Genomic DNA, 23,056 nt, shown 5'->3' with positions numbered 1-23,056 from the left:
GTATTAATTCTCAAGTTTCTCTTGTTGGATTTGCTCTGAAGTTTTTCCAAAGCGACGTTCGCGTCCTGCAAACACATGAAACGCATCATCCAGCTCTTCTACACTAAACTCAGGCCACAAGGTCGGAGTAAAGTACAGTTCGGCATACGCGGCCTGCCAAAGCAAGAAATTGGACAGCCGATAATCTCCACCCGTACGAATCAACAGGTCCACAGGCGGTAAATCGCCCAAGCACACATATTGACCGAACAGCATGCTATCAATCTGTTCCAGCGCGACTTTATTGGCCAGCACATCAGCCGCAATCTGTTTGGCTGCTTCTGCCATATCCCACATGCCACCATAACTGATGGCAATGGTTAAAGTCATGCTACTGAACTTAGCAGTCCTTTGTTCAGCATGCAACATCAAGTCACGAAGATGTGGGGATAAACGGCTGCGATCGCCAATAAAACGCAAGGCAATCTGGTATTTTTCCATGCGCGGCATTTGCTCATGAATCGTGTCTTCCAGCAATTGCATGAGTAAATCAACTTCATATTGCGGACGATTCCAGTTTTCACTTGAAAATGCAAAAACGGTGAGTGCCTGAATGTGTTTGCTGCGACAATAGTCAACAATCGGATCTAGAATATTTTTACCTTCACGGTGACCGTCGCCTTTTTGCAATTGATTTTTCTTGGCAAAACGGTTGTTGCCATCCATGATGATGGCAACATGTTTTGGAAGCGTCTGACAGTCTTCAGATGTGGTCATCGACAATTAGACCTTCATCAACTCAGCTTCTTTAGCAGCCAAACGCTTGTCGACTTCAGCAACATATTTGTCGGTGATTTTCTGGATATCATCACCTGCACGACGTTCATCATCTTCAGAAATTTCTTTTTCTTTCAACAATGCTTTGATATCGCCCAAGACGTCACGACGGATGTTACGAATCGCCACTTTGGCATTTTCCGCTTCAGAACGCGCAACTTTCTGCATGTCTTTACGGGTTTCTTCGGTTAAAGCTGGTAGCGGCACACGAATCGAATCAGCGGTAATCGGGTTCAGACCGAGGTCAGACTCACGAATCGCCTTGTCAATTGCAGACACCATGGTACGTTCAAATGGCTGTACGATTAGAGTACGTGAATCTTCAACACCCACGTTCGCCACCTGGTTTAACGGCACATCTGAGCCATAGTAAGGAACCATCACACCGTTTAAGATTGATGGATGGGCACGGCCGGTACGAACTTTGGCAAAACCTTGCTCCAAAGACTCCAGAGTCTTTTGCATACGCTGTTCGCTGTCTTTTTTAAGATCGTTAATCATATGATCTTCCTTACTTAATTCTTAAAGATGTAATTACTAAAATAGCGTGTAGTATAAAGAGCTTTCAGGCCCACGTACATTAGTTCGTAACGTGAGTTCCTTCTTTTTCACCCATAACCACTGAAAGTAAAGCGCCGGCTTTATTCATATCGAATACCTGTAACGGTACATTGTGGTCACGGCATAAGCAGATTGCGGTTAAATCCATCACGCCGAGCTTTTCATCTAACACCTGATCGAACGTCAGGGTGTCATATTTCACCGCATCTTCGTATTTGCTTGGATCTTTGTTATAAACGCCATCTACCTTGGTGGCTTTCAGAATCAGATTGGCTTCAATTTCAATACCACGCAAGCAGGCTGCCGTATCTGTGGTAAAGAACGGGTTACCTGTACCGGCAACGAATACGCACACTTCACCTTGAGTTAGGTGGCGAATTGCATCACGGCTTGAATAAGATTCTACAACGGTACCAATTGGTAGTGCTGAAAGCAGACGTGTTTTAATGTTACGGCGTACTAAAGCATCACGCATGGCCAGACCGTTCATCACAGTCGCCAGCATACCCATCTGGTCACCAGTCACACGACCGACCAGACCGTCTTTTTGTAACTGGCTGCCACGGTACAGGTTACCGCCACCAACCACGATACCCACTTGCACACCCAGACCGACTAGGTGCGCAATTGCCAAAGACATCTGATCAAGGATTTGGGCATCAATCCCCATATCCTTGTTACCCGCCAGTGCCTCGCCTGAAAGCTTCAGCAAAATACGTTCATAACGTGGCTTTTTAGAATCCAACATCATCAAACTCCAAAGTATTTAATTTAAATTTTTTCTGTATATCAGTACTTAAGCAGATTTGATCGCAATCAGCTTGGCAAATAAATCGTATTCATCTGCATCGGTAATTTCGACTTCAAGCAAATCGCCTGCTTTAATTTTTGACTTATCGATATCTTCAACAAACACGTTACCATCAATTTCAGGTGCATCTGCATAAGAACGCGCAACGGCAACCGGGAATTCTTCTTCCAGATCATCCACCAGCACAGTCATGGTCTGACCAATGCGTTTTTGCAGTTTTGCAGCTGAAATTTCCTGCTGCACCTGCATGAAACGTTCATAACGTTCCTGCTTGATTTCTTCCGGCACATGATCTGGTAGATCATTCGCAGTTGCACCTTCTACTGGTGAATAGGTGAAGCAACCGACACGATCCAGCTGCGCTTCTTTCAACCAGTCCAGTAACATCTGGAAGTCTTCTTCGGTTTCACCCGGGAAGCCAACCACGAAGGTGGAACGAATCACCAGATCCGGACATTTTTCACGCCATACATTTAAGCGCTCTAGTGTATTTTCACTGTGCGCCGGACGTTTCATCAGTTTCAGGATTTTCGGACTGGCATGCTGGAATGGAATATCCAGATACGGCAAGATTTTACCTTGCGCCATCAGGTCAATCACAGCATCGACATGCGGATAAGGATAGACATAGTGCAAACGGACCCAGATACCCAACTGGCCCAGGGCTTCACACATGTCATAGAATTTGGTTTTAACCGGCTGGCCGTTCCAGAAATCTAGCTTGTATTTGGTATCCACACCATAAGCTGAAGTATCTTGAGAAATGACCAGAACTTCTTTTACACCAGCACGTTTCAGCGCTCCGGCTTCTTCCAGAACAGAACCGACCGGACGGGAAACTAAATCACCACGCATGCTCGGGATGATACAAAAAGTACAACGGTGGTTACAGCCTTCTGAGATTTTCAGGTAGGCATAATGTTTCGGGGTTAAACGGATCCCCTGTTCTGGCACCAGATCAATAAACGGATTGTGCTTTGGTGGCTCCGGCACATACTGATGCACGGCATCCATAACTTCTTCATAGGCTGCTGCACCAGTCACTTTTAAGACATTCGGATGCATTTGACGAATCTTGTCTTCGTCTTTACCTAAACAGCCAGTCACAATGACGCGACCATTGGCATTCATGGCTTCGCCAATGGCGTCTAAAGACTCTTGTACTGCAGATTCAATAAAACCACAGGTGTTAACCACGACTAAATCAGCACCGTCATAATCCGATGCGACATCATAACCTTCAGTCTTTAACTGAGTTAAAATTCGTTCAGAATCTACCAATGCCTTAGGACAACCTAAAGAAACAAAACCGACTTTGGGGGACTTCATGAATCTGCGCTCCACTAGAATGCGCGTATTGTATGACTTTTCTGGCCATAAAAATAGAGAAATAGCCCACTCTTTGCATAATGCACCAAAATACAACCACTAAAGCCGGCTTATACACAATATTGCACCATTTTAATTCACTTTTGGTTTACAGCACTGGCGTTATCCGCTATACCTGAATCAACCCGTCCATTTCAGCGCATTTTTCTCATAAATTGGCTTGATTTACAGGAATTTGAACAAAGTTGGCGTGCATTTTGCTTAATTTGCATCATTAACGTTCTTAATTCAGAAACCTATTGCTTTATGAAGATGCCATTGCGCTATTTTAATACAGGATGCCACCGCTAATGGATCAAAGCCCGGCTATCGACTATCGCCTTTTAGTGGACAATTTGACCACTGCCATTTTACTGGTTGACAGCAACCTGAATATTTTTTACCTCAATTCCTCTTGTGAGGCGCTGTTTGATATCAGTTTATTGCGTGCTGCCGGACAGCCGGTAATGAATTTACTGCATCTCCCGACCGATGAATTTAATACCTACGAAGCGCTACAAAATACCTTAAGCACCGGACAGCCTTATACCCGCCGTGAAGCTACCATTAATGTCAACTTTAAAGACATTCATGTCGATTACACCGCTTCGCAGCTGAATGCCGGCAAAAGCTATCATCCTTTATTGCTGATTGAACTGAATCCGATTGACCGGATGCTGAAAATTTCCAAAGAAGAAAATCTGATTCAACAGCATCAGGTGGCGCGGCAACTGGTGCGCGGCGTGGCGCATGAAATTAAAAACCCGCTGGCCGGGATTCGCGGTGCAACCCAGCTACTGGCGCGCAGTCTGAATGACTCTCAATATGCAGAGTTTACCGACATTATTATTAATGAAGTCGATCGGCTCAGAAATCTGGCCGATACCATGCTCGGTTCACGTCAGTTACCAAGCTATGAACTGGTCAATATTCATGAACCATTGGAACGCGTGCGCTCGCTAATTGCCAACCAGACCAAGAAAAAAGTCAAAATCATTCGAGATTATGACCTGTCGTTGCCGGAAGTCATGGCGGATCGTGACCAGCTGATTCAGGTCATGCTGAATATTAGCGTCAATGCGGTACAGGCCATGATGGAAAACAAGGAATTCTTTGCAGAACATCAGCCCGAACTGATTTTAAGAACCCGTATTCAGCGCCTGGTCACCATTAATGGCGTGATTCATCGCTCGGTGGTACGGATTGATATTAAAGACAACGGCCCCGGTGTGCCGGAAGAAATTATTGAATCGGTGTTCTATCCGCTGGTTACGGCACGCGCCAAAGGCACCGGACTGGGCCTGAGCATCGCACAGAATATTATGCATCAACACAACGGAATGATTGAGTGCCAATCTGTTCCAGGAAAAACAATATTTAGCTTATATATACCTTGGGAGTCTAACCATGTCGCGAAATAAAATTTGGGTAATTGATGATGATCGTGCCATGCGCTGGGTACTGGAAAAAACCTTCAAGGAAGAAGGCTTTGACGTTACCAGTTTTGAAGAAGCCCAATCTGCCCTGGAGCAACTGGGTGTCGATGCACCGGATGTAATCCTGACCGATATCCGTATGCCGGGTATTGATGGCCTGACCTTCCTCGGTAAAGTCAAAGCCAGCTATCCGGATTTACCGGTGATTATCATGACCGCACATTCAGATCTGGAATCTGCAGTGTCGAGCTATCAGACCGGTGCCTTTGAATATCTGCCAAAACCGTTTGATATTGATGAAGCGCTAGCGCTGGTGAATCGTGCCATTTTGCATATCACCAAATTACAGCAACAGGAATCGGCCAAAACTGCACAGCCCATTCAATCGACTGAAATTATTGGTGAATCACCGGCAATGCAGGAAGTGTTCCGTGCCATTGGCCGTTTATCGCAATCGCATATTACCGTACTGATTAATGGTGAATCAGGGACCGGTAAAGAACTGGTGGCGCATGCCCTGCATCGCCATTCACCGCGTAGCAGCAAGCCGTTTATTGCGCTCAACATGGCCGCCATTCCGAAAGACCTGATTGAAACCGAATTATTTGGTCATGAAAAAGGGGCCTTTACCGGCGCCAACACCCAGCGTCAGGGCCGTTTTGAACAGGCCAATGGCGGCACCTTGTTCCTGGATGAAATTGGCGATATGCCATTTGAAACCCAGACCCGTTTATTACGTGTTTTAGCCGATGGTGAATTCTACCGTGTTGGTGGCCATATTCCGGTGAAGGTAGATGTGCGTATTGTTGCAGCAACGCACCAAGACCTGGAAAAGCTGGTACACGAAGGCCGTTTCCGTGAAGACTTGTATCACCGTCTGAACGTGATCCGGATTCATATTCCAAAACTGGCGCATCGTAGTGAAGATATTCCAATGTTGGCGCAGCACTTCCTGGCGCGTGCCGGTAAAGAGCTAGGCGTGAGTCCGAAAATCTTGCGTCCGGAAACCCAGGAATATATGCAGCAATTGCCTTGGCAAGGCAATGTGCGCCAGCTGGAAAATACCTGCCGCTGGTTAACCGTGATGATTACCGGCCGTGAAGTCTATCCGGAAGATTTACCTTCGGAACTGAAACAGATTCCAATTGAAAAATCAGGCGATGCGTCGGCCAATCTGCATTTAGACCGCGTTTCAATCCATCACTGGGATGAGCTGCTGGGTCAATGGGCCGTACAGAAACTGAAAAACGGCGAAATGAAAATTCTGGACATCGCCACACCGATGTTTGAACGTACCCTGATTAATGCCGCGCTGCAACAAACCCGTGGCCGCAAACGCCATGCCGCTGAACTGCTGGGCTGGGGACGTAATACCCTAACCCGTAAGCTGAAAGAGCTGGGCATGGACAGTGCTGATGATGATGTCGAGGAAGAAATTGAAGGCTAAACCAGCCTCATCTTCGTAATCACAAAAAAATAAGCTCCTTCGGGAGCTTATTTTTTTAATTGGATTCCGGCACAGCAATGCCGATATAACGTGATAAATCCTGCACGCCCAAATCGGTGCGAATGATCAGATAATGCGGAAAGCTGGCTGTGGTCAGTTCCTGAAACATATTGAGCTGATCATCATGTGCGTGAATTTCATCGACACTACGCGCCATGGTTGCTTCAAATACATCGGCAATATATTCAAAACCCAAATCCAGCGCCACAAACAGCGTATGCTCACAGGGCTGAATATACTGCTCTTGTGACCAGTCAATAATCGCCTGCTGGCAGCAAGGACAAATCACGTTGGCATCGGCATCGGGCTGTTGAATCAGTTGATAAGACATGTATTGATCATCTCATGGACTTTATCCTTAGTGTAAAGGATTTGTAGCCATAACTTAAGCTCGCCACGCATCACAAAGGCGAAAAGAGACGCTGCAAAAACCGCACAAATCAAATTGACAGCCCAGAACAATCATAATTTAATCTGCTTATCGTTGCATAAATGGAATAACTACACATGCTTTCGGACCTCGATGATTTTTACTGCTTTGCCCAGGTGGTTGAGCATGGCGGTTTTAGCGCCGCAGAACGTGCAACCGATATCCCTAAATCCAAACTGAGCCGCCGTGTGCACAATCTGGAAGAACGTTTGGGCGTGCGCCTGATTCAGCGTAATTCCCGCCATTTTGCCGTAACCGATATTGGCATGAACGTGTATCGGCATGCACAGGTGATGGCCAATGCCGCACAGGCAGCGCATGATCTGGTTGATCATCTGAGTATTCAGCCACGCGGCCTGATTAAAGTCAGCCTGCCGGTCTCCATTGCCCAGAATGAAATGTCCAGAATTCTGCCGGAATTTTTAAAGACCTATCCGGAAATTAAAGTCCAGCTTCTGGTCAGTAACCGCCGGGTCGATCTGATTAATGAAGGGATTGATCTGGCCTTGCGTGTGCGTAGTAACCTGGATGATGACCCAAATCTGGTGATTCGTACCTTTGAAACCATTGAACAGCATCTCTTTGCCAGTCAGGCCTATTTAAACCAGCACGGCGACCTGAAACAGCCGGAAGATCTGGCCAAGCACCATATTCTCAGTATGGCCGATGGCCATGTCGATCAGCATATTGTGGTTTATGATGAACATCAGCAGCAGAAGAAAATTAAAGTCAACCCGACCGTAATGGGCTCGGATTTGATGCTACAGGCACAACTGGCCCGTCAGGACTGTGGAATTGCCCTGCTCCCGGACAATATTGTGGAACCCTATATTCAGTCAGGCGAACTGGTACGCGTGCTACCGAACTGGCGTGCGCCGCACGGGGTTTTTCATGCCGTGTATCCATCCCGCCGTGGTCTGTTACCGGCGGTACGGGTGTTTATTGATTTTCTAGTGGAAAAACTGTCACAGCGTTAAAGCCAACCATCAAATTTCAGGCAAAAAAAAGCTTATCCAGGGATGGATAAGCTATAAAAACTAGAAACTACAGCAAGAATCTATAAATACATAATATGTACAAAAGACAGCATTAACAAATAGCTAATTTATATCAATTAATACTTTTAAAGTATGAATAAGTCGTTTTATAGCTAGATTTCCGGGTATTCTCCAGTACCTTCCGGCCACGGCGACAGCACTTCAAAGCCGTTTTCAGTCACGGCAATCATATGTTCCCACTGTGCAGAAAGTGATTTATCGGTGGTCACGACGGTCCAGCCATCATTGAGCTCTTTGACTTTGGAGCCGCCGGCATTAACCATCGGTTCAATCGTGAACACCATACCTGGCTTGAGTTGTAGCCCCTGACCCGGCTGGCCATAGTGCAGTACACTTGGCTGTTCATGATAAATTTTACCAATACCATGCCCGCAATATTCACGCACCACTTTATAGCCGGCCTGCTGCGCGACCGTTTGAATTGCATGACCAACATCGCCTAAAGTCGCACCCGGTTTCACCGCATGAATCCCTGCGACCATTGCCGCATAGGTGGTTTCGACCAGTCTTTTCGCTTCCGGCTTGATCGTGCCGACGTAATACATGCGACTGGTATCGCCGTAGTAGCCGTCTTTAATTACCGCCACATCAATATTGATAATATCGCCATCTTTAAGCACAACCGACGCAGATGGAATACCGTGACAAACCACTTCATTCGGTGAAATACAGGTGGTTTTGGTATAGCCGCAATAGCCGACATTGGCCGGAATCACCTGCAAGGTATTTACGATATAGTCGTGACACAGGTCATCTAGATATTCGGTGGTCACGCCCGGCTTGATATGCTCCCCGATCATCGCCAAAACCTGAGCAGCCAAACGACCTGAAATACGCAATTTTTCTAAATCCTGCTCGGTTTTAATCGATACGGCAGACGCTCTCATGCTTAAAATCCCCTATGAAACATTTGCTTAGTATAGTCCTTTTCAGTGACTTTTGTTTGATCACAAGCGGTTCCATCTGCCACAAACCCACTACTGCTTAAATATTCAACAATTAAAAACCTTTATATTTATTGACTGTTTTTTCAAATTTATCTTTTGATATTTAACAGTTTTCATCTTTTAAAAATTAAATCAACAATATAGTTTCACTAATTTTTGACAACCCGATCAATTTCCCAAGCCAAGATATAAAAATAATTCATAAGATTTATAAAATAAATTAGCCAAAGCAGTTGCCATGTTCTAGAATCGCTTTCTTTTGTTTAACCGATCTATCTCCCTTATGACGAGTTTACGTACACGGGATATTATTGCCTTAGGTTTAATGACCTTTGCACTATTTATCGGTGCCGGCAATATTATCTTTCCGCCTATTGTTGCACAGCAGGCAGGTGAACACGTTTGGTTAGCAGCTTTCGGCTTTTTAATTACAGCCGTGGGCTTGCCGGTGTTGACCATTATTGCCCTGTCTCGTGTAGAAGGTTCGATCCAGCTTTTAAGTTCGCCACTGGGCAAAGCAGCCAGCCTGATTTTGACCGTGGTGTGTTATTTAGCGGTAGGCCCTTTATTTGCCATTCCCCGTACCGCAACCGTTTCTTATGAAATTGGTTTCTCCTCTTATTTTGGTGCAGCCCCGAGCAGCTTGCTGATTTACAGTCTGATCTACTTTATTGTGGTGACCATTGTTGCGCTGTATCCCAACAAGATTCTGGATACGGTGGGTTATTTCCTGTCGCCCCTGAAAATTTTATCGTTAATTATTCTGGGTGTTGCAGCAACGTTCATTCCCGCGGGTCATATTCCGCCAGCCATTAATAACTATATCAACAGTCCAGTCTCGGAAGGTTTCGTCAATGGTTATTTAACCATGGATACCCTGGGTGCCTTGGTATTTGGTATTGTGATTATTAATGCCATGCGTTCGCGTGGGGTCAGCGATAAAAAGCTGATGACCAAATACGCCATGATTGCCGGACTGATCTCTGGTATCGGTTTAACCCTGGTGTATTTAAGCCTGTTCAAACTGGGCTTGGGCAGTCATGAAGTAGCACCGAATGCAGCCAATGGCGCAGTGATCCTACATGCCTATGTGCAACATGCTTTTGGTGACTTAGGTTCACTATTCTTAAGTGCCATGATTTTCATTGCCTGTATGGTAACCGCGATTGGCCTGACCTGTGCCTGTGCAGAATACTTCTCGCAAATTACCCGCATTAGGTATCGTACTTGGGTATTTGTATTAGTCGGTTTCTCGCTGGTGATTTCCAACCTCGGTCTGACCAAACTGATTGCACTCTCAGTGCCGGTATTAAGTGCGATTTATCCGCCTGCGATTGTAGTGATCTTACTGGGCTTTTTCTGGAAAAACTTCCATTCTCCAGCGCGTGTAATTCGTCCGGTCACCGCAGTAGCCTTATTCTTTGGCGTGATTGATGGCTTAAAAGTGGCAGGGCTAGATGGCTTTTTACCAGAAGCTTTACTGAACTTACCGTTAAGCGCGCAAAACCTGGCCTGGCTGATTCCATCTACCATTGTCCTGCTGATTTGTATTGTGATCGACAAGGTTAAACACTAAGCCTTAACCCGAGTCGTTAAAGTCTGGTTTTACCCAAACCCGATTTTAAATTGCTCAATAATGGTCAAGTTTTACCCAAACTGACTCTTATTGTGTCACTTTCTTTCAGTCTGGTTTAGCTCAATCTTGCTCAACTTCCAGGTCAATTGAAGTAAGCTCATCCACTTTCGCTTCTCCTCATTCTCTGAAACCCTTTAATTCAGCGCAATGCTGCTCTTTACCCTCTTTTTGCATACCTTCTACCAAAGCCTAATAGCTGCCCTATTGTTAAGCTGGCATAAATAATGCTACATCTTTACTCACTTCTTTACAGTGATGCCCTAATATTCCGTAAATAAATGAACTGAATTTGAGCATTTATTTATACACACTATGTTCTTTCAAAATATTGCGATAGGCGCTTGAAATACACTGCAATTCGCAGTACAACTAAACAAACTAATCCGATCAAAATAGTCTGTTTTTGATCAAAATACAGGAGGGATGGAGATGTTATCATTACATTTCAATAAGCAAGTCTTCATTAACGCTCTGAAGGCAAATAACAATTTAGTAACTTTCCTCAGCACCACCTTTGCACTGCTGCTGACGCTGGTCTTTCAAGGATTGATTCAGGGTAACCTGAAACCGGCATACTTTATCTACGCACTAATCGTCTGTATCGCCTTCTATATTTGGGCTGTGGTCGATGAAAAATATCGACAGCCGGCTCCCATTGATCAGCACAACTCTTAATTTTTAACCGACCCAGATGGATGAGCCTTCATCCATCTGCTCAGAATCAGAAAAATAGCTTTTTATACTGCTTGGCAACACACCCTTAAGCCCATAAATATAATCCCGCACCCACCACCAGTAGCAAGGTGGCCAGTACCTCACCCAGTACCAGCAGCAACATCGCCAGACTCATTAAACTTTTTGGCAGATGCCATTTGCCCAACTGATGCGGAGTTTTAAACTGATTGGTGGTGTCCTTTAAATAACCATGCAGTGCATAACTCAAGATTGAAAAAGCAAAGAAAAACAGGTTAATTGCCACCAGTAGCAAATTCAGTTCGGTGGACCATACCGAAAAATAAGCCATGGCTGCCAGAATCAGACTGGCCGGCGCATAGAGCAAACTGCTACGATGCGCAATATCGACATAATAATGAGCACGCGCCTGTGGTGAATGCCGAATCTGCCAGTATTTCCATACCCCGGTCAGCATGCCCACCCATAAAAATATACCGCTGGCCAGAATCGCCCCTTTCACCGTAACATCAAGATCCATTGCATTCATTTCGTTTTGTCCTTATTTGAATTGCCTTACTGCATGACCCCGAAGTCAGAGATTGCAACTGCATTCACAGCAAACTCCTTTACATTAGAGTCATTCACTTTTTTTAATGTTCATCCTATGACTTCGTTTGACCCCGTCCATATTACCTGCGCAGATGGCTATCAGCTGAGTGGGCGCTTCTACACCCATCAGGCTAAAAAGCAGCCTTACCCTGTCCTAATTTGTCCCGCGACTGGCATCACGCAAGGGTTTTATCATCCTTTTGCCGAGTGGTTAAGCCAGCAAGGTTATGACGTGCTCAGTTTTGATTTTCGCGGTATTGGCGGCTCTTTACAAGGGAAATTAAAGCACTCACAAGCCAGTATTGTCGATTGGGGCCAACTGGACATTGCAGCCGGTATCGAGCATCTATTGCAACTGAGCCAGGCCGAACAGGTGATTTTATTGGGACATAGTGCTGGCGGCCAGCTGCTGGGTATTTGCCCCAACCATGCCAAGGTGGCCAAAGTTGTAGCGGTATCGGGTTCGACCGGCCATGTCAAAGGCCTTAAAGGACGCACCAAACTACTGGCGCCACTAATGTTTCAGGTCATTTTCCCGATCGCCCGCATTACCCATGGATATGGCCCAACCCAGGCCATTGGTATGGGCGAAAATTTACCGAAAAATGTGGCCCGGCAATGGGCAGAGTTTTGTGGCAAACCTGGTTATGTAATCAATGCCATTGGCAAAAGTGTATTTGAAGATTTTCATGCTGACATCCATAGCCCGATGAGCGTACTCTGGAGTTCCGATGACGAAATTGCCACCGAAGCCAACGTCAAAGATTTACTGCGCCTTTATCCCAATGCTCCTACCCGGATGATTGAACTAAAACCACAGCAGTATGGTCATAAAACAATTGGTCATATGCTGATGTTTAAACGCTCTCACCAGAACCTGTGGCCGGTGATTGCGGCCGAGTTACGTATCTAAAACTGCAACTCTCTTGAAAAAAGATGAGCTTTAAATAAACACCAGAACAGAAAAAGCCCCACATCAGTGAGGCTTTTTTGATTTACCAACTTTTGGCAATTAAGCGTAGGTAATCATCACGGTTTTAATGCGGTTACCTTCCAGCTCGGTGACTTCAAAGTGTACGCCCTGATAGTCCAGATGCGTACCGACTTGTACATCGCCCTGGGTTTTATCCAAGATTAAGCCGGCAACACTAATATAGCCTGCATCTTCTTCCACCAGATCCAGCATACCCAGTTCCAGCTCAAGCTGATAAACGTCCAGCATACCGGTCGCTTTCCAGGTGGTCTCGTTAACACGGATTAAATCTGGCTGTTCATCGGCATCCGGGAACTCACCGGCAATCGCTTCAAACACATCCAGCGGCGAAATCAGACCTTGCACATTACCAAACTCGTCACTCACCAATACCAATGAACCTTTTGAAGTACGCAAAGTATTGATCGCATCAATGACTTTCATTTTTTCAAAAATGTAAATTGGACGGTGACGTTTCACCAGCGCCTTAAAGGCTTCTTCATCATCTAGCACATCCAGTAGCTCTTTGGCACGAACAATACTGATGACTTTGTCAAGGCTACCACGACACACTGGGAATAAACTGTGCGGTACCGACAATACCTGCTCACGAATCTGTTCTGGTGTATCTTCAATGTTCACCCAGGAAATCTGGTTACGCGGCGTCATAATCGACGCAACCGAACGTTCTGCCAGCGTTAATACGCCGCCAATCATATAACGCTCTTCATGCGCAAAGGTTTCTTGTGCTTCACTTGAATGCATGTCCGTAGTTTCAATACGGCCACCCATTAACTTCAGAATCGAATCTGCAGTACGGTGACGCAGCGGAATTTTCGCTTCATGTTTTGCCGCATTACGCTGCCCAAACTGGTTAAAGGCTTCAATGGCAATGGCTACACCAATACCTGAATAGATATAACCTTTCGGAATGTGGAAACCAAAACCTTCTGCAATCAGGCTGATACCAATCAACAGCAGGAAGCTTAAACACAAGATTACCACGGTTGGATGACGGTTAACAAAGGCTGTTAGCGGTTTAGACGCCAGTAACATGACCGCCATTGCTACAATCATGGCGGCCATCATCACATAGATGTTGTCGACCATACCAATTGCGGTAATAACAGAGTCTAAAGAGAATACAGCATCCAGGATTACGATCTGGGCAACCACTGCGGTGAAGCTGGCATAAACCACATTGGTGGTCACTTTAACTTCCGGCTTGCCTTCCATCTTCTCGTGCAATTCGGTCACGGCCTTATAGACCAAGAACAAACCACCGAACAGGAGAATCAGATCCCGCCCTGAGAATGTTAAATCAAATATCGAAATAAGCGGTTGAGTCAAGGTGACTAACCAAGAGATTGCGAATAATAACCCCAAACGCATGAGCAAGGCCAAAGACAAGCCAATCACACGGGCTTTATCACGCTGCTCAGGAGGTAATTTTTCTGCCAGAATGGCAATAAAGACTAGGTTATCAATACCTAGAACAATTTCTAAAATAATAAGTGTTATTAAACCAACCCAAATTCCCGGATCTAATAAAAACTCCATTAGTTCATCTCTCCGATAGGGTTAGCGTGTAATTCGAAATGTAGACCTGGGCCCGGCGACGGATCCATAAATTTAACCTTTTCAACTGTAGATAAAAATATTATGCATAATCTTCTATTTTTGTAATCATTTTTTCGGAATTTTTTTGGTAAATTCCTGTATTAGTTAAATTAAGCCAAGTTTTCTGCTTAAAAAAAGTACAAGTTTGTAATTAAATTTCAGGTTTTATTAAAACTTCCAAAGAGAGATAAATGACTGCAATCAGAGCAAAAATCGGGGCTAGATTTCACAACTTAAATATAAATATTTGATTTTTATTATTTTATTAAAAAATAAATTCCAAGATATTATTTTTCTATCTAAAAGACTCAAATTTCTAGTATTGAGATAAATGTAGCCCAGTTTTCAATTTGTTACTTTTACTTAAACGGTTTGAAAGTAAATCCTGAAGGAAGACATGCAAGTCCTCAACTCAAATGCTTTACTCTTAACAGCATCATGATCATTTTCATGCAAAAATAACGGATAAAAATATATGACAATGCAACAAATATACGTTTATCAAAGTGCTTCGCGAGAAAGGTGTGACGCCCTATCAGTCGCTATTTCAAGCAGAAAAAAACAGCCAATTAAGATCAAGTGAAAATGGTTGTTTTTTAGGAGACAAGACTTTGGGGTGTTTTAGGCTGAATGATTGCTGGATAAAACCTTCATCCTCATTACTCATCTAAACCACTTTAAAAATACCATGTTTAAGATGAAATACTGAAGTTTACACAGAAGATTGTGACCATTTATCAGGACTAAAATAGGGATGATCTCTCCCTAACTATCCCAGTCTAAGCCAGCTGATCTCCCGATAAAAACGCTTTGACTGAGCCTTTTATTGACGAATACGATTAAAACGACTTGCTAAGCATATGACATTTCAAATAAAATGTGATGGGATTTCACACAAATACAATTAAAAATGCAAGGAATAACTAAATGACCAAGAAATATTCCAAATTTCTGCCTTCTACTGAAGACTTCAATATTGAGCAGTTTCCTTATTACTGGGTAACCCAAGTCCATGCTCAATATGTGTTAAATGTCGATCATGCACTCAAGAAATATGGGCTGGATAACTCACGCCGCCGCATTCTGATTGCGCTAAAAGCCAAACCGAATGCCAGCGTTTCCGACCTGTCAGACATGGTGGTATCAAAGATGTCGACCACCACCAAAATTGTCTATCGCCTGAAAGAAGAAGGCCTGGTGGAGACCTACTCCTGTGAAGATGATGCGCGCATCACCCGGGTTATTCTGACCGATCAGGGCCATGCCATGACCGAAAAAATCAATGATCTGACCGGTGTAGTACTGGAACAGTCCTTTGAAGGTTTAACCCCGCTACAGATTGAAAAAATGATGGACAGTTTGCGTCATATTTTTAATAACTTATCGCGTTAATCATCCAGCATTCTACACACTGCTTATGACAAAGAATCGAAAAAGTTCAGTTGGGGACTAACTTTTTCGATTTTTATTTTTGGCACATGCGAGCATTCAAACTCTTCAACTGGAAAGCCTTCGACAAAACGCTGAATATCCGGCTGAGTTTGGCCAAGCCATTCCTGCAAACGTGCATGTGGAATCACAATCACCGAACGTTTTACATTGCCCGGTTCATGAAAGTCTTTCATCATTGGGTGGTCGATCGCGTCCATGGTAATCATGGTGCAGGAACGAATAATCTCATCCTGAATTTTGCAAATTTCATATAAAGCCGCAATATAAAACGCCTGCCCATCTTTACGGCGCACGCCCCAGCGCTGCGGTTTATTGTCAATATATTTGGATTCATAAAACTCCGTTACCGGAATAACCCCAAACTTGCGTTTCAGCACCGCTTCCTGAAAGCTGGGTTTCTGTAACAGGGTTTCATTACGGGCATTATAGGTTTTATGGGCAATGCTCTTATCTTCCGCCCACTTCGGCACCAAACCAAACATCACCTTACGCCATTCCAGCCCCTGTTCAGATTTGAACAGCAACGGTAAGTGATAACCCGGATAGACCTCATCTTCATATTCAAAAGGAATATCCGGGAGATTTAAATCCTGTCGCTGTTGTAGTGTAAGCGGTTTAAAGTTGGCACACATGACAATATGGCTGCTCAGTTTAGACAGCTCTATTATACGCCTTCAGGCGGTTAAGTTGCGTCTGTGCTTTAACTGGGTAGCGTTAACCAGTGGGTGCGACAAAACTCCTCCAACACCCATTGACCATTAAAACGTCCCAGACCTGAATTTTTCTCACCGCCAAAAGGTGCATTCGGATAATCGGCTACGGTAATGGCATTGATATGCGTCATCCCGACGTCAATCTTTAAAGCAAAAGCTTCGGCACGTTCAATATTGGCGCTACAGACCGCGCTCGATAAGCCAAAACGTGTGGCATTGGCCAGCATCAGTGCTTCGGCCTCATTTTGTGCTTTAATCACGGGCAGTACCGGCCCAAAACTTTCTTCTTGCGCCAGACTCGACGCCGGGTCAACATCAATAAAAATATGCGGTGGAATCACATGACCGCGCGTGGCACCTTGCAGTACCAGTGTCGCACCGGCCTCTTGCCCTTGCTGGATAATACGCTGAATCTTCTGCACCTGATCGCGGTTAATAATTGGGCCAATCACCGTAGCCTCATCATTTGGATCACCAAAAGGAATGCTTTTACTGCGTTCAACCAATTTACCAACAAAACTGTCATGCACTTTTGCATCGACAATAATGCGATTGGTACTCATACAAATCTGGCCCTGATGCAAAAAGCGCCCCATCACCGCCAGTTCTACTGCCAAGTCCAGATCGGCATCATCCAGCACCACCAAAGGTGCGTTTCCGCCCAGCTCCAGCGCCAGCCGTTTTAAATTCGGGCTACCCACTGCCAATTGCCCTACGCGCTTGCCCACTTCGGTAGAACCAGTAAAGGAAATCAGTTTCGGCACTTCATGTTCAACAAAATAATCACCAATTTCACTACCTGCACCTGCCAGCACACTAAGGCTGCCCATCGGAGCACCGGCTTCTTCAAACAGTTTAGCCAGCAGCAAGCCACCGGTAATTGGCGTATCACTGGCCGGTTTCAGCACCACGGTATTGCCTAGCACCAGTGCTGCAGCCACCGAACGCATACTTAAATGAAAAGGAAAATTCCACGGGCTAATTACCGCCACCACGCCCAGCGGTTTACGTACCGCATAGCTTTGACGGGTTGGATCGGGAGATGGCAACTGTTGGCTTAACATACGCTCCGGGAAAGTCGAGCTTTCTTTTAAAATGCCTATTGCAGCATCGACTTCAATATTGGCTTTTAAACGGGTACTGCCCGACTCCTGAATCAGCCAGTCGATAATTTCCTCCCGACGCGCCTGAATAATCTCAATTACGCGCAGCAGCAGATTTTTTCGTGCTTCGGCTGAACTGTCTGCCCACTTTGCGGCATACTCCAAAGCCGCCGCATAGGCACTGTCGACATCGACAATACTGGCACCTTGTAATTTTAAAATGCTTTCTTGGGTATAAGGATTCAGATTGTCCAGGATTCGGGTTGAAGTGCCCTTGATCCATTCACCGGCAATAAACTGTTGATCAAGAAATTGATACGCGCCCATAACATCTTCCAGATTTTGATGATTTCCTTCACTCTAAAAGGTCTGCACAGAAAGTTCTAGTGCTGTTCGGTGTGTAATTATTGCCATAAAAAAAAGCCTTCCGAAGAAGGCTTTTTAGATCAGGCAAATTCAGGATTAGTCACCTGTATAGCCTTTTAATTTTAAACGTGCTGCGTGCAATAGCGGCTCGGTATAACCTGCTGGCTGCTCGCCACCTTTAAAGATCAGGTCAGACGCTGCCTGGAATGCAACGTTGTTGGCAAAGTCTGCTGCCATTGGCGTGTACAGTGGATCGTTGGCATTTTGCTCATCCACAATTTTCGCCATACGTTGCATCACTTCTTCAACCTGTGCACGCGTGACGATACCGTGACGTAACCAGTTAGCAACGTGCTGAGAAGAAATACGCAAAGTTGCGCGGTCTTCCATAAGGCCAACATCGTTGATGTCTGGAACTTTCGAACAGCCCACACCCAGGTCAACCCAACGAACGACATAACCCAGGATACCTTGACAGTTATTTTCCAGTTCTTTCAGTTTCTCTTCATCAGACCAGTTGGTGTCTGTTGCCAATGGTGGCGTTAACAGATCATCTAATGGCAGCGCTTCAGTCGCAAGCAATTCCTGCTGACGGTTCGCGACATTAATTTGATGGTAGTGAATCGCGTGAACCACTGCACCAGTTGGTGATGGAACCCACGCACAGCTTGCGCCCGCTTCTGGATGTTCAGTCTTGGTTTTGTACATGTCTAACAGCATGTCTGGTTTTGGCCACATGCCTTTACCAATCTGTGCTTTACCACGTAAACCGGTTTGCAGACCGACCATCACGTTACGGTTTTCGTACGCCGGGAACCATTTTTGGCCTTTGATTTCGCCTTTACGAACGAATGGACCCGCTTCCATGAAGGTATGGATTTCGTCACCAGTACGGTCCATGAAACCTGTGTTAATGAAGATGGTACGGTCTTTCGCCTGTGCAATACAGTTCTTCAGGTTCACAGAAGTACGACGTTCTTCATCCATGATACCAATTTTTAAAGTCTTCGCAGGTAAGCCCAGCGCCTGTTCAGCACGCTCGAATAGTTCAACTGCAAATGCCACTTCTTCTGGACCATGCATTTTTGGCTTCACGATGTACATTGAACCTTTACGCGAGTTCTTGATCGTGTTTTCACCACGGATGTCAGCCACAGTAAGCAGAGGTGTTACCAATGCATCCATGATGCCTTCATAAATTTCTTCACCATCGACCAGAATCGCCGGGTTGGTCATCAAGTGACCTACGTTACGAAGCAGCATCAATGAACGGCCATGAACCTTGGTTTCACCGCCTTCAACATTTTTGAAGGTACGGTCAGCATTGAGTTTACGGGTAATGGTTTTACCATTTTTCTCAATCGACTCTTCCAGTGTACCTTTCATCAGGCCTAACCAGTTACGGTAGCCTTCTACTTTTTCTTCAGCATCAACCGCTGCAACAGAGTCTTCCAAGTCTTGGATTGTTGTTACTGCAGCTTCAAGAACTACGTCTTTAACACCAGCAGCATCAGTTTGGCCAATTGGGCTGTTGGCATCAATCTGGATGATGACGTGCAGGCCGTTATTTTTCAGCACAACTTCAGTTGGTGCAGCCGCTTCGCCGTTATAACCGACAAATTTAGCAGCATCTGCAACAGTCGTAGTTGAGCCATCTTTCAGGCTAACAACCAGTGCATTGCCTTCAACCGCATATTTTGTTGCATCTGCGTGTGAACCTTGCGCCAACGGGAAAGTTTCATCCAGGAAGTTTTTCGCGAATGCGATAACTTTCTCACCACGTTTCGGGTTATAGCCTTTGCCTTTTTCTGCGCCATCTTCTTCAGAGATTACGTCAAAGCCGTATAGTGCGTCGTATAGAGAACCCCAGCGTGCATTGGCTGCGTTCAGGCAGTAACGCGCATTACGTACAGGGACAACTAACTGTGGGCCTGCCAGTAATGCAATTTCTTCATCTACATTTTCAGTCGTAATTTGAAAATCTTCTACTTCTGGTAATAAGTAGCCAATTTCAGACAAGAAGGCTTTGTAAGCTTCTAGTTCAAATGTGTTATTGCGATGCCATTCGTCAATCTTCGCTTGCAGATCATCACGTTTGGCAAGCAATGCCTTGTTCTTAGGCGTAAGGTCGACAACGACTTGCTCAAAGTTTTTCCAGTAGGTGTCACTGTCTAAACCAGAACCTGGTAATGCTTCATTTTCGATGAAATCGTAAAGTTCTTTAGCAATCGCTAACTTGCCTTTTTGAATACGTGCAGTCATTGTCTTTCCTGATATTGCTACTTTTTATACAAGAGATTCTAGTATACCGATTTATATTTGGCTGAATAGTATTATCACATTGCTAAATAGTGATCATTTTTTATTAAATAAATATTGCTATTTAAAAATAAAATAATCTTAGGATGTAACATTATCATTAAGCGAAATATATAACCTACAGTGTATAAAGTTTTTGAAATGTCGGAATTAGACTTAAGTTCAGAATTGTAAAGAAAATTCGGTACTTCAGCCCTTCCGGGTTTTATTATTAGCCAAGATTAAGCCATGAATTGAACAAAATGTCGATAAAAGCAGCAAAGATTTTTTGCTACAAAAAAAGCGCCCGGTTGGACGCTTTTTAAATATGTCGAATTCAGTATTAAGATGCTTCAGTCGATGCACCCGCAGCTGAAATCTGACGATGCGCTGCATGTAAATAATCATCTGACTGCATTTCCAGCAAACGTGAACGCGTCCGTTCAATTTCAAAGGCCAGTTTTTCACCTTGGTAAAGTTCAATAATCGAATCTTCTGAGGTTAATAGCAGCTTTACGCCACGATCATAAAACTCATCGACCAGATAAATAAAACGGCGTGTACCATCGGCCAGATAATCGGTTAAATGCGGCACATTACTGACCAGCACGGTATTGTACAGGTTGGCAATTTCAATATAGTCAGCTGGGCTACGCGGTTTCAGGCACATTTCCGAGAATTCACACCACAACACATCTTCAGTATGCGCCACCGTTTCAATTAAACGGTTGTTGATGGTAATCGGTTCATCCGAATGGGTTTGGGTATGGGTCAGCGCATCAAAACGCTGCGCCATCCAGACATTATGGTCATGCGTCAGTGGCGATTTAAACAGTTGCGCCTGCTTTAACACGCGTAAACGGTAATCCACCCCGGCATCGACATTTAAAATGGCACAGTTCTTTTTCACCATTTCAATGGTCGGAATAAAGCGGTCACGGTGAATACCATTTTTATACAAGCCATCTGGCGCGATGTTTGAGGTGGCCACCAAAGTAATGCCGCGATTAAACAGCTTCTGGAACAGGTCGCTGAGAATCATGGCATCGGTCACGTTAGATACAAAGAATTCATCAAAACAGATGATCACCGCATCTTTATAAATCTGATCAGCCACTGTATCGAGCGGGTTACGCTGCCCTGACAGTTTGTTCAGTTCACGATGCACATGCTGCATAAAGTGATGGAAGTGCATACGGATTTTGCGGCGAAACGGAATTGATTCATAGAACTGGTCCATCAGCCAGGTTTTACCGCGTCCAACCCCGCCCCACATATACACACCGCGCGGGGATGTCTGACGACGAAAACGGCGAAAGGCCTTTTTCGAGGCTTTATAACGCTGAATTAACTCTTGCCACACCCGGTCCAGCTCGTGTACCGCTTCGGCCTGTGCTTCATCTGGCATGAACTGCCCCGACGCCAACGCCTGTGCATAGCGTTCTGCCGGAGACAATGGAGTATATGCTGTGTTGTGGGATGAGTTGAAGTCAGACATATTATTCAGTACTTTTGGGGTTAATAAATGATAACGAAGATAACCGCCGCACAATATACCACTTTGGGTTTAAAATGCTTAGGCTATTTCCCATACTGGCGCGGACTTTGTCCAAACCAGCGTTTAAAGGCATGATTAAAGGCCGCAGGTTCTGAATAACCCAGTAACTCTGCAATCATTTCAATTGAATAAGCTTGATATTCAATTAATCTCAATGCCTTGTCTTTAATTAAATCTTCACGAATCTGTTTATAACTGGTGTTCAGCTGCTGTAACTGATGACGCAAGGTGCGCTCTGGAATCTGTAAGGCCTGCGCGGTTTCGGCCATGGTCGGCATCACGCCCTGCTGCAATTCCAGATAATCTTTGACCCGCTGCACCAAGGTCGGTGCCTGATCTTCCAGTTTTAAGCGCTGCAGCTCTTCAATACACTTTTCTTCAAAGGTCTTAAAGGTAATTGAATCGGCGGATGGAATTTTCACTTCCAGCACCGACTGCTCGAACCAGAACGCTGCATGGTCATGGCCAAAACACAAGTCATGACCATAATAGTCATGATAAGCCACCAGGGCCTGTGCCTGATCTGGACGTGCAAATGGCAGTTCAATACGGATTTGCGGCACATTCAGGCTCATCATCTTGTAAAGATCCTGAATAAACTTGAAAGTCCCGGAAATTTCACATTGCGCCCGCAGCATACCCAAATCGCTATCCAGATCATTCGGCAGATATTGCAGCGCCACCCGATCTGCTTCATGTTTCAGCTTTAGCTGCCCGGTCAGATGCGTCAGCCCCTGATACTGAATGCCTTTTTCAATCGCGGTCGCAATAGTGTCAGAGGTCACCAGTAACATCAGCAAGGGACCATAACCGGCCAGTGCATAATGCTGGCCAATAAAAATACCCTGCTCAGGTCGCACCCCGGCGCCAATAATCTTCAGAATATCCAGTTCCAGTCGCGGATGAATCACCGAACTGGCATCCAGTGCATCTGCATGCAGCCCGATACTTTGCAAACGCTCATCCACATCAATTCCGGCATTTCGCATACCTTGAATTAAGTACATGAGACCGAGAATGGATCGTTTCATAGGGGCGCTTGAGTCACGTCTGTATATCTGTTTTACTATATCATTCACTATTTTTAAATTGCCGAAAATATCAATTTTTCTGTCAGTG

The 23,056-nt window shown here is 45.0% G+C and carries 20 protein-coding genes; 7 read left to right on the top strand and 13 right to left on the bottom strand.

Annotation, left to right across the window (positions count from 1 at the left end; genetic code table 11):
* Positions 1-3: 3 nt before the first annotated feature.
* The 4 genes from uppS to rimO all read right to left on the bottom strand — a co-directional run bounded on the left by uppS (position 4) and on the right by rimO (position 3,517).
* Positions 4-756: a polyprenyl diphosphate synthase gene (uppS, locus tag FTT64_RS01275; protein WP_075168195.1), complete on the bottom strand. Its 753-nt coding sequence runs from the start codon at positions 754-756 to the stop codon at positions 4-6.
* A gap of 6 nt (positions 757-762) precedes the next feature.
* Entirely contained in the window at positions 763-1,317 is a 555-nt protein-coding gene (gene frr / locus FTT64_RS01270) for a ribosome recycling factor (RefSeq protein WP_005177597.1), read from the bottom strand.
* Between the two features lie 79 nt (positions 1,318-1,396).
* Positions 1,397-2,125: a UMP kinase gene (pyrH, locus tag FTT64_RS01265; protein WP_005177594.1), complete on the bottom strand. Its 729-nt coding sequence runs from the start codon at positions 2,123-2,125 to the stop codon at positions 1,397-1,399.
* Positions 2,126-2,173: 48 nt separating this feature from the next.
* A complete protein-coding gene (rimO, locus tag FTT64_RS01260) occupies positions 2,174-3,517 on the bottom strand; it encodes a 30S ribosomal protein S12 methylthiotransferase RimO (RefSeq protein WP_180087962.1) in 1,344 nt (447 codons plus the stop codon).
* Between the two features lie 350 nt (positions 3,518-3,867).
* On the opposite strand from rimO, the gene glnL reads away from it, so the two are divergent.
* Together glnL and glnG are read left to right on the top strand one after the other, a co-directional pair.
* Positions 3,868-4,977 carry a nitrogen regulation protein NR(II) gene (gene glnL, locus FTT64_RS01255; protein ID WP_180181975.1) on the top strand — a complete coding sequence of 370 codons (1,110 nt, stop codon included), beginning with the start codon at positions 3,868-3,870 and terminating at the stop codon, positions 4,975-4,977.
* Positions 4,964-6,439 carry a nitrogen regulation protein NR(I) gene (gene glnG / locus FTT64_RS01250; RefSeq protein WP_180087961.1) on the top strand — a complete coding sequence of 492 codons (1,476 nt, stop codon included), beginning with the start codon at positions 4,964-4,966 and terminating at the stop codon, positions 6,437-6,439. The genes glnL and glnG overlap by 14 nt, the downstream gene beginning before the upstream one ends.
* A gap of 55 nt (positions 6,440-6,494) precedes the next feature.
* Here the strand turns inward: glnG and FTT64_RS01245 are convergent, their stop codons facing one another.
* Complete coding sequence (locus FTT64_RS01245) at positions 6,495-6,830, bottom strand: hypothetical protein (RefSeq protein ID WP_005177579.1); 336 nt, start codon at positions 6,828-6,830, stop codon at positions 6,495-6,497.
* 176 nt (positions 6,831-7,006) lie between these two features.
* Here FTT64_RS01245 and FTT64_RS01240 point away from each other — a divergent pair, with 176 nt between their 5' ends.
* The gene (locus tag FTT64_RS01240) at positions 7,007-7,906 is read left to right on the top strand and encodes a LysR substrate-binding domain-containing protein (protein ID WP_180087960.1); all 900 of its coding nucleotides are present in this window, start codon (positions 7,007-7,009) and stop codon (positions 7,904-7,906) included.
* Between the two features lie 173 nt (positions 7,907-8,079).
* On the opposite strand, the gene map is transcribed toward FTT64_RS01240, so the two are convergent.
* Positions 8,080-8,874 (bottom strand): type I methionyl aminopeptidase, encoded by a 795-nt coding sequence (gene map, locus FTT64_RS01235; RefSeq protein WP_180087959.1) that lies wholly within the window; start codon positions 8,872-8,874, stop codon positions 8,080-8,082.
* 343 nt (positions 8,875-9,217) lie between these two features.
* On the opposite strand from map, the gene brnQ reads away from it, so the two are divergent.
* Positions 9,218-10,510: a branched-chain amino acid transport system II carrier protein gene (gene brnQ / locus FTT64_RS01230; RefSeq protein ID WP_160243258.1), complete on the top strand. Its 1,293-nt coding sequence runs from the start codon at positions 9,218-9,220 to the stop codon at positions 10,508-10,510.
* Positions 10,511-10,999: 489 nt separating this feature from the next.
* Positions 11,000-11,245 (top strand): hypothetical protein, encoded by a 246-nt coding sequence (locus FTT64_RS01225; RefSeq protein ID WP_016658209.1) that lies wholly within the window; start codon positions 11,000-11,002, stop codon positions 11,243-11,245.
* Positions 11,246-11,330: 85 nt separating this feature from the next.
* Here the strand turns inward: FTT64_RS01225 and FTT64_RS01220 are convergent, their stop codons facing one another.
* Positions 11,331-11,792 (bottom strand): hypothetical protein, encoded by a 462-nt coding sequence (locus FTT64_RS01220; protein ID WP_180134085.1) that lies wholly within the window; start codon positions 11,790-11,792, stop codon positions 11,331-11,333.
* A gap of 117 nt (positions 11,793-11,909) precedes the next feature.
* Between FTT64_RS01220 and FTT64_RS01215 the strand changes: the two genes are divergently transcribed.
* Complete coding sequence (locus FTT64_RS01215) at positions 11,910-12,767, top strand: alpha/beta fold hydrolase (RefSeq protein WP_180181974.1); 858 nt, start codon at positions 11,910-11,912, stop codon at positions 12,765-12,767.
* A gap of 99 nt (positions 12,768-12,866) precedes the next feature.
* On the opposite strand, the gene FTT64_RS01210 is transcribed toward FTT64_RS01215, so the two are convergent.
* A complete protein-coding gene (locus FTT64_RS01210) occupies positions 12,867-14,387 on the bottom strand; it encodes a transporter associated domain-containing protein (protein WP_005177562.1) in 1,521 nt (506 codons plus the stop codon).
* Positions 14,388-15,374: 987 nt separating this feature from the next.
* On the opposite strand from FTT64_RS01210, the gene FTT64_RS01205 reads away from it, so the two are divergent.
* Positions 15,375-15,839 (top strand): MarR family winged helix-turn-helix transcriptional regulator, encoded by a 465-nt coding sequence (locus tag FTT64_RS01205; RefSeq protein ID WP_005177561.1) that lies wholly within the window; start codon positions 15,375-15,377, stop codon positions 15,837-15,839.
* Between the two features lie 23 nt (positions 15,840-15,862).
* Here the strand turns inward: FTT64_RS01205 and FTT64_RS01200 are convergent, their stop codons facing one another.
* The 5 genes from FTT64_RS01200 to FTT64_RS01180 all read right to left on the bottom strand — a co-directional run bounded on the left by FTT64_RS01200 (position 15,863) and on the right by FTT64_RS01180 (position 22,968).
* Positions 15,863-16,531 (bottom strand): SOS response-associated peptidase, encoded by a 669-nt coding sequence (locus FTT64_RS01200; protein WP_180103399.1) that lies wholly within the window; start codon positions 16,529-16,531, stop codon positions 15,863-15,865.
* A gap of 68 nt (positions 16,532-16,599) precedes the next feature.
* Complete coding sequence (locus tag FTT64_RS01195) at positions 16,600-18,042, bottom strand: aldehyde dehydrogenase family protein (RefSeq protein WP_180181973.1); 1,443 nt, start codon at positions 18,040-18,042, stop codon at positions 16,600-16,602.
* 135 nt (positions 18,043-18,177) lie between these two features.
* Positions 18,178-20,343 (bottom strand): malate synthase G, encoded by a 2,166-nt coding sequence (locus FTT64_RS01190; RefSeq protein ID WP_005177554.1) that lies wholly within the window; start codon positions 20,341-20,343, stop codon positions 18,178-18,180.
* A 379-nt stretch (positions 20,344-20,722) separates the two neighbouring features.
* A complete protein-coding gene (gene zapE, locus FTT64_RS01185; protein WP_005177549.1) occupies positions 20,723-21,877 on the bottom strand; it encodes a cell division protein ZapE in 1,155 nt (384 codons plus the stop codon).
* Positions 21,878-21,960: 83 nt separating this feature from the next.
* Positions 21,961-22,968 carry an AraC family transcriptional regulator gene (locus FTT64_RS01180; RefSeq protein ID WP_168389801.1) on the bottom strand — a complete coding sequence of 336 codons (1,008 nt, stop codon included), beginning with the start codon at positions 22,966-22,968 and terminating at the stop codon, positions 21,961-21,963.
* Positions 22,969-23,056: the final 88 nt, after the last annotated feature.

Origin of the sequence: Acinetobacter sp. Q186-3, from assembly GCF_013420655.1 — a bacterium.
Classification (GTDB): domain Bacteria; phylum Pseudomonadota; class Gammaproteobacteria; order Pseudomonadales; family Moraxellaceae; genus Acinetobacter; species Acinetobacter indicus.
The sequence above is the reverse complement of the archived record's forward strand: the minus strand, read 5'-3'. Positions and strand labels throughout refer to the sequence as shown.

What these genes read in the sequence shown, in the direction of transcription:
- frr (WP_005177597.1), bottom strand. Translation starts at nt 1,317, where the DNA reads ATGATTAACGATCTTAAAAAAGACAGCGAACAGCGTATGCAAAAGACT.
- FTT64_RS01200 (WP_180103399.1), bottom strand. Translation starts at nt 16,531, where the DNA reads ATGTGTGCCAACTTTAAACCGCTTACACTACAACAGCGACAGGATTTA.
- FTT64_RS01225 (WP_016658209.1), top strand. Translation starts at nt 11,000, where the DNA reads ATGTTATCATTACATTTCAATAAGCAAGTCTTCATTAACGCTCTGAAG.
- FTT64_RS01220 (WP_180134085.1), bottom strand. Translation starts at nt 11,792, where the DNA reads ATGAATGCAATGGATCTTGATGTTACGGTGAAAGGGGCGATTCTGGCC.
- FTT64_RS01180 (WP_168389801.1), bottom strand. Translation starts at nt 22,968, where the DNA reads ATGAAACGATCCATTCTCGGTCTCATGTACTTAATTCAAGGTATGCGA.
- brnQ (WP_160243258.1), top strand. Translation starts at nt 9,218, where the DNA reads ATGACGAGTTTACGTACACGGGATATTATTGCCTTAGGTTTAATGACC.
- FTT64_RS01215 (WP_180181974.1), top strand. Translation starts at nt 11,910, where the DNA reads ATGACTTCGTTTGACCCCGTCCATATTACCTGCGCAGATGGCTATCAG.
- FTT64_RS01190 (WP_005177554.1), bottom strand. Translation starts at nt 20,343, where the DNA reads ATGACTGCACGTATTCAAAAAGGCAAGTTAGCGATTGCTAAAGAACTT.
- glnL (WP_180181975.1), top strand. Translation starts at nt 3,868, where the DNA reads ATGGATCAAAGCCCGGCTATCGACTATCGCCTTTTAGTGGACAATTTG.
- FTT64_RS01195 (WP_180181973.1), bottom strand. Translation starts at nt 18,042, where the DNA reads ATGGGCGCGTATCAATTTCTTGATCAACAGTTTATTGCCGGTGAATGG.
- pyrH (WP_005177594.1), bottom strand. Translation starts at nt 2,125, where the DNA reads ATGTTGGATTCTAAAAAGCCACGTTATGAACGTATTTTGCTGAAGCTT.
- glnG (WP_180087961.1), top strand. Translation starts at nt 4,964, where the DNA reads ATGTCGCGAAATAAAATTTGGGTAATTGATGATGATCGTGCCATGCGC.
- FTT64_RS01210 (WP_005177562.1), bottom strand. Translation starts at nt 14,387, where the DNA reads ATGGAGTTTTTATTAGATCCGGGAATTTGGGTTGGTTTAATAACACTT.
- map (WP_180087959.1), bottom strand. Translation starts at nt 8,874, where the DNA reads ATGAGAGCGTCTGCCGTATCGATTAAAACCGAGCAGGATTTAGAAAAA.
- zapE (WP_005177549.1), bottom strand. Translation starts at nt 21,877, where the DNA reads ATGTCTGACTTCAACTCATCCCACAACACAGCATATACTCCATTGTCT.
- uppS (WP_075168195.1), bottom strand. Translation starts at nt 756, where the DNA reads ATGACCACATCTGAAGACTGTCAGACGCTTCCAAAACATGTTGCCATC.
- FTT64_RS01245 (WP_005177579.1), bottom strand. Translation starts at nt 6,830, where the DNA reads ATGTCTTATCAACTGATTCAACAGCCCGATGCCGATGCCAACGTGATT.
- FTT64_RS01240 (WP_180087960.1), top strand. Translation starts at nt 7,007, where the DNA reads ATGCTTTCGGACCTCGATGATTTTTACTGCTTTGCCCAGGTGGTTGAG.
- FTT64_RS01205 (WP_005177561.1), top strand. Translation starts at nt 15,375, where the DNA reads ATGACCAAGAAATATTCCAAATTTCTGCCTTCTACTGAAGACTTCAAT.
- rimO (WP_180087962.1), bottom strand. Translation starts at nt 3,517, where the DNA reads ATGAAGTCCCCCAAAGTCGGTTTTGTTTCTTTAGGTTGTCCTAAGGCA.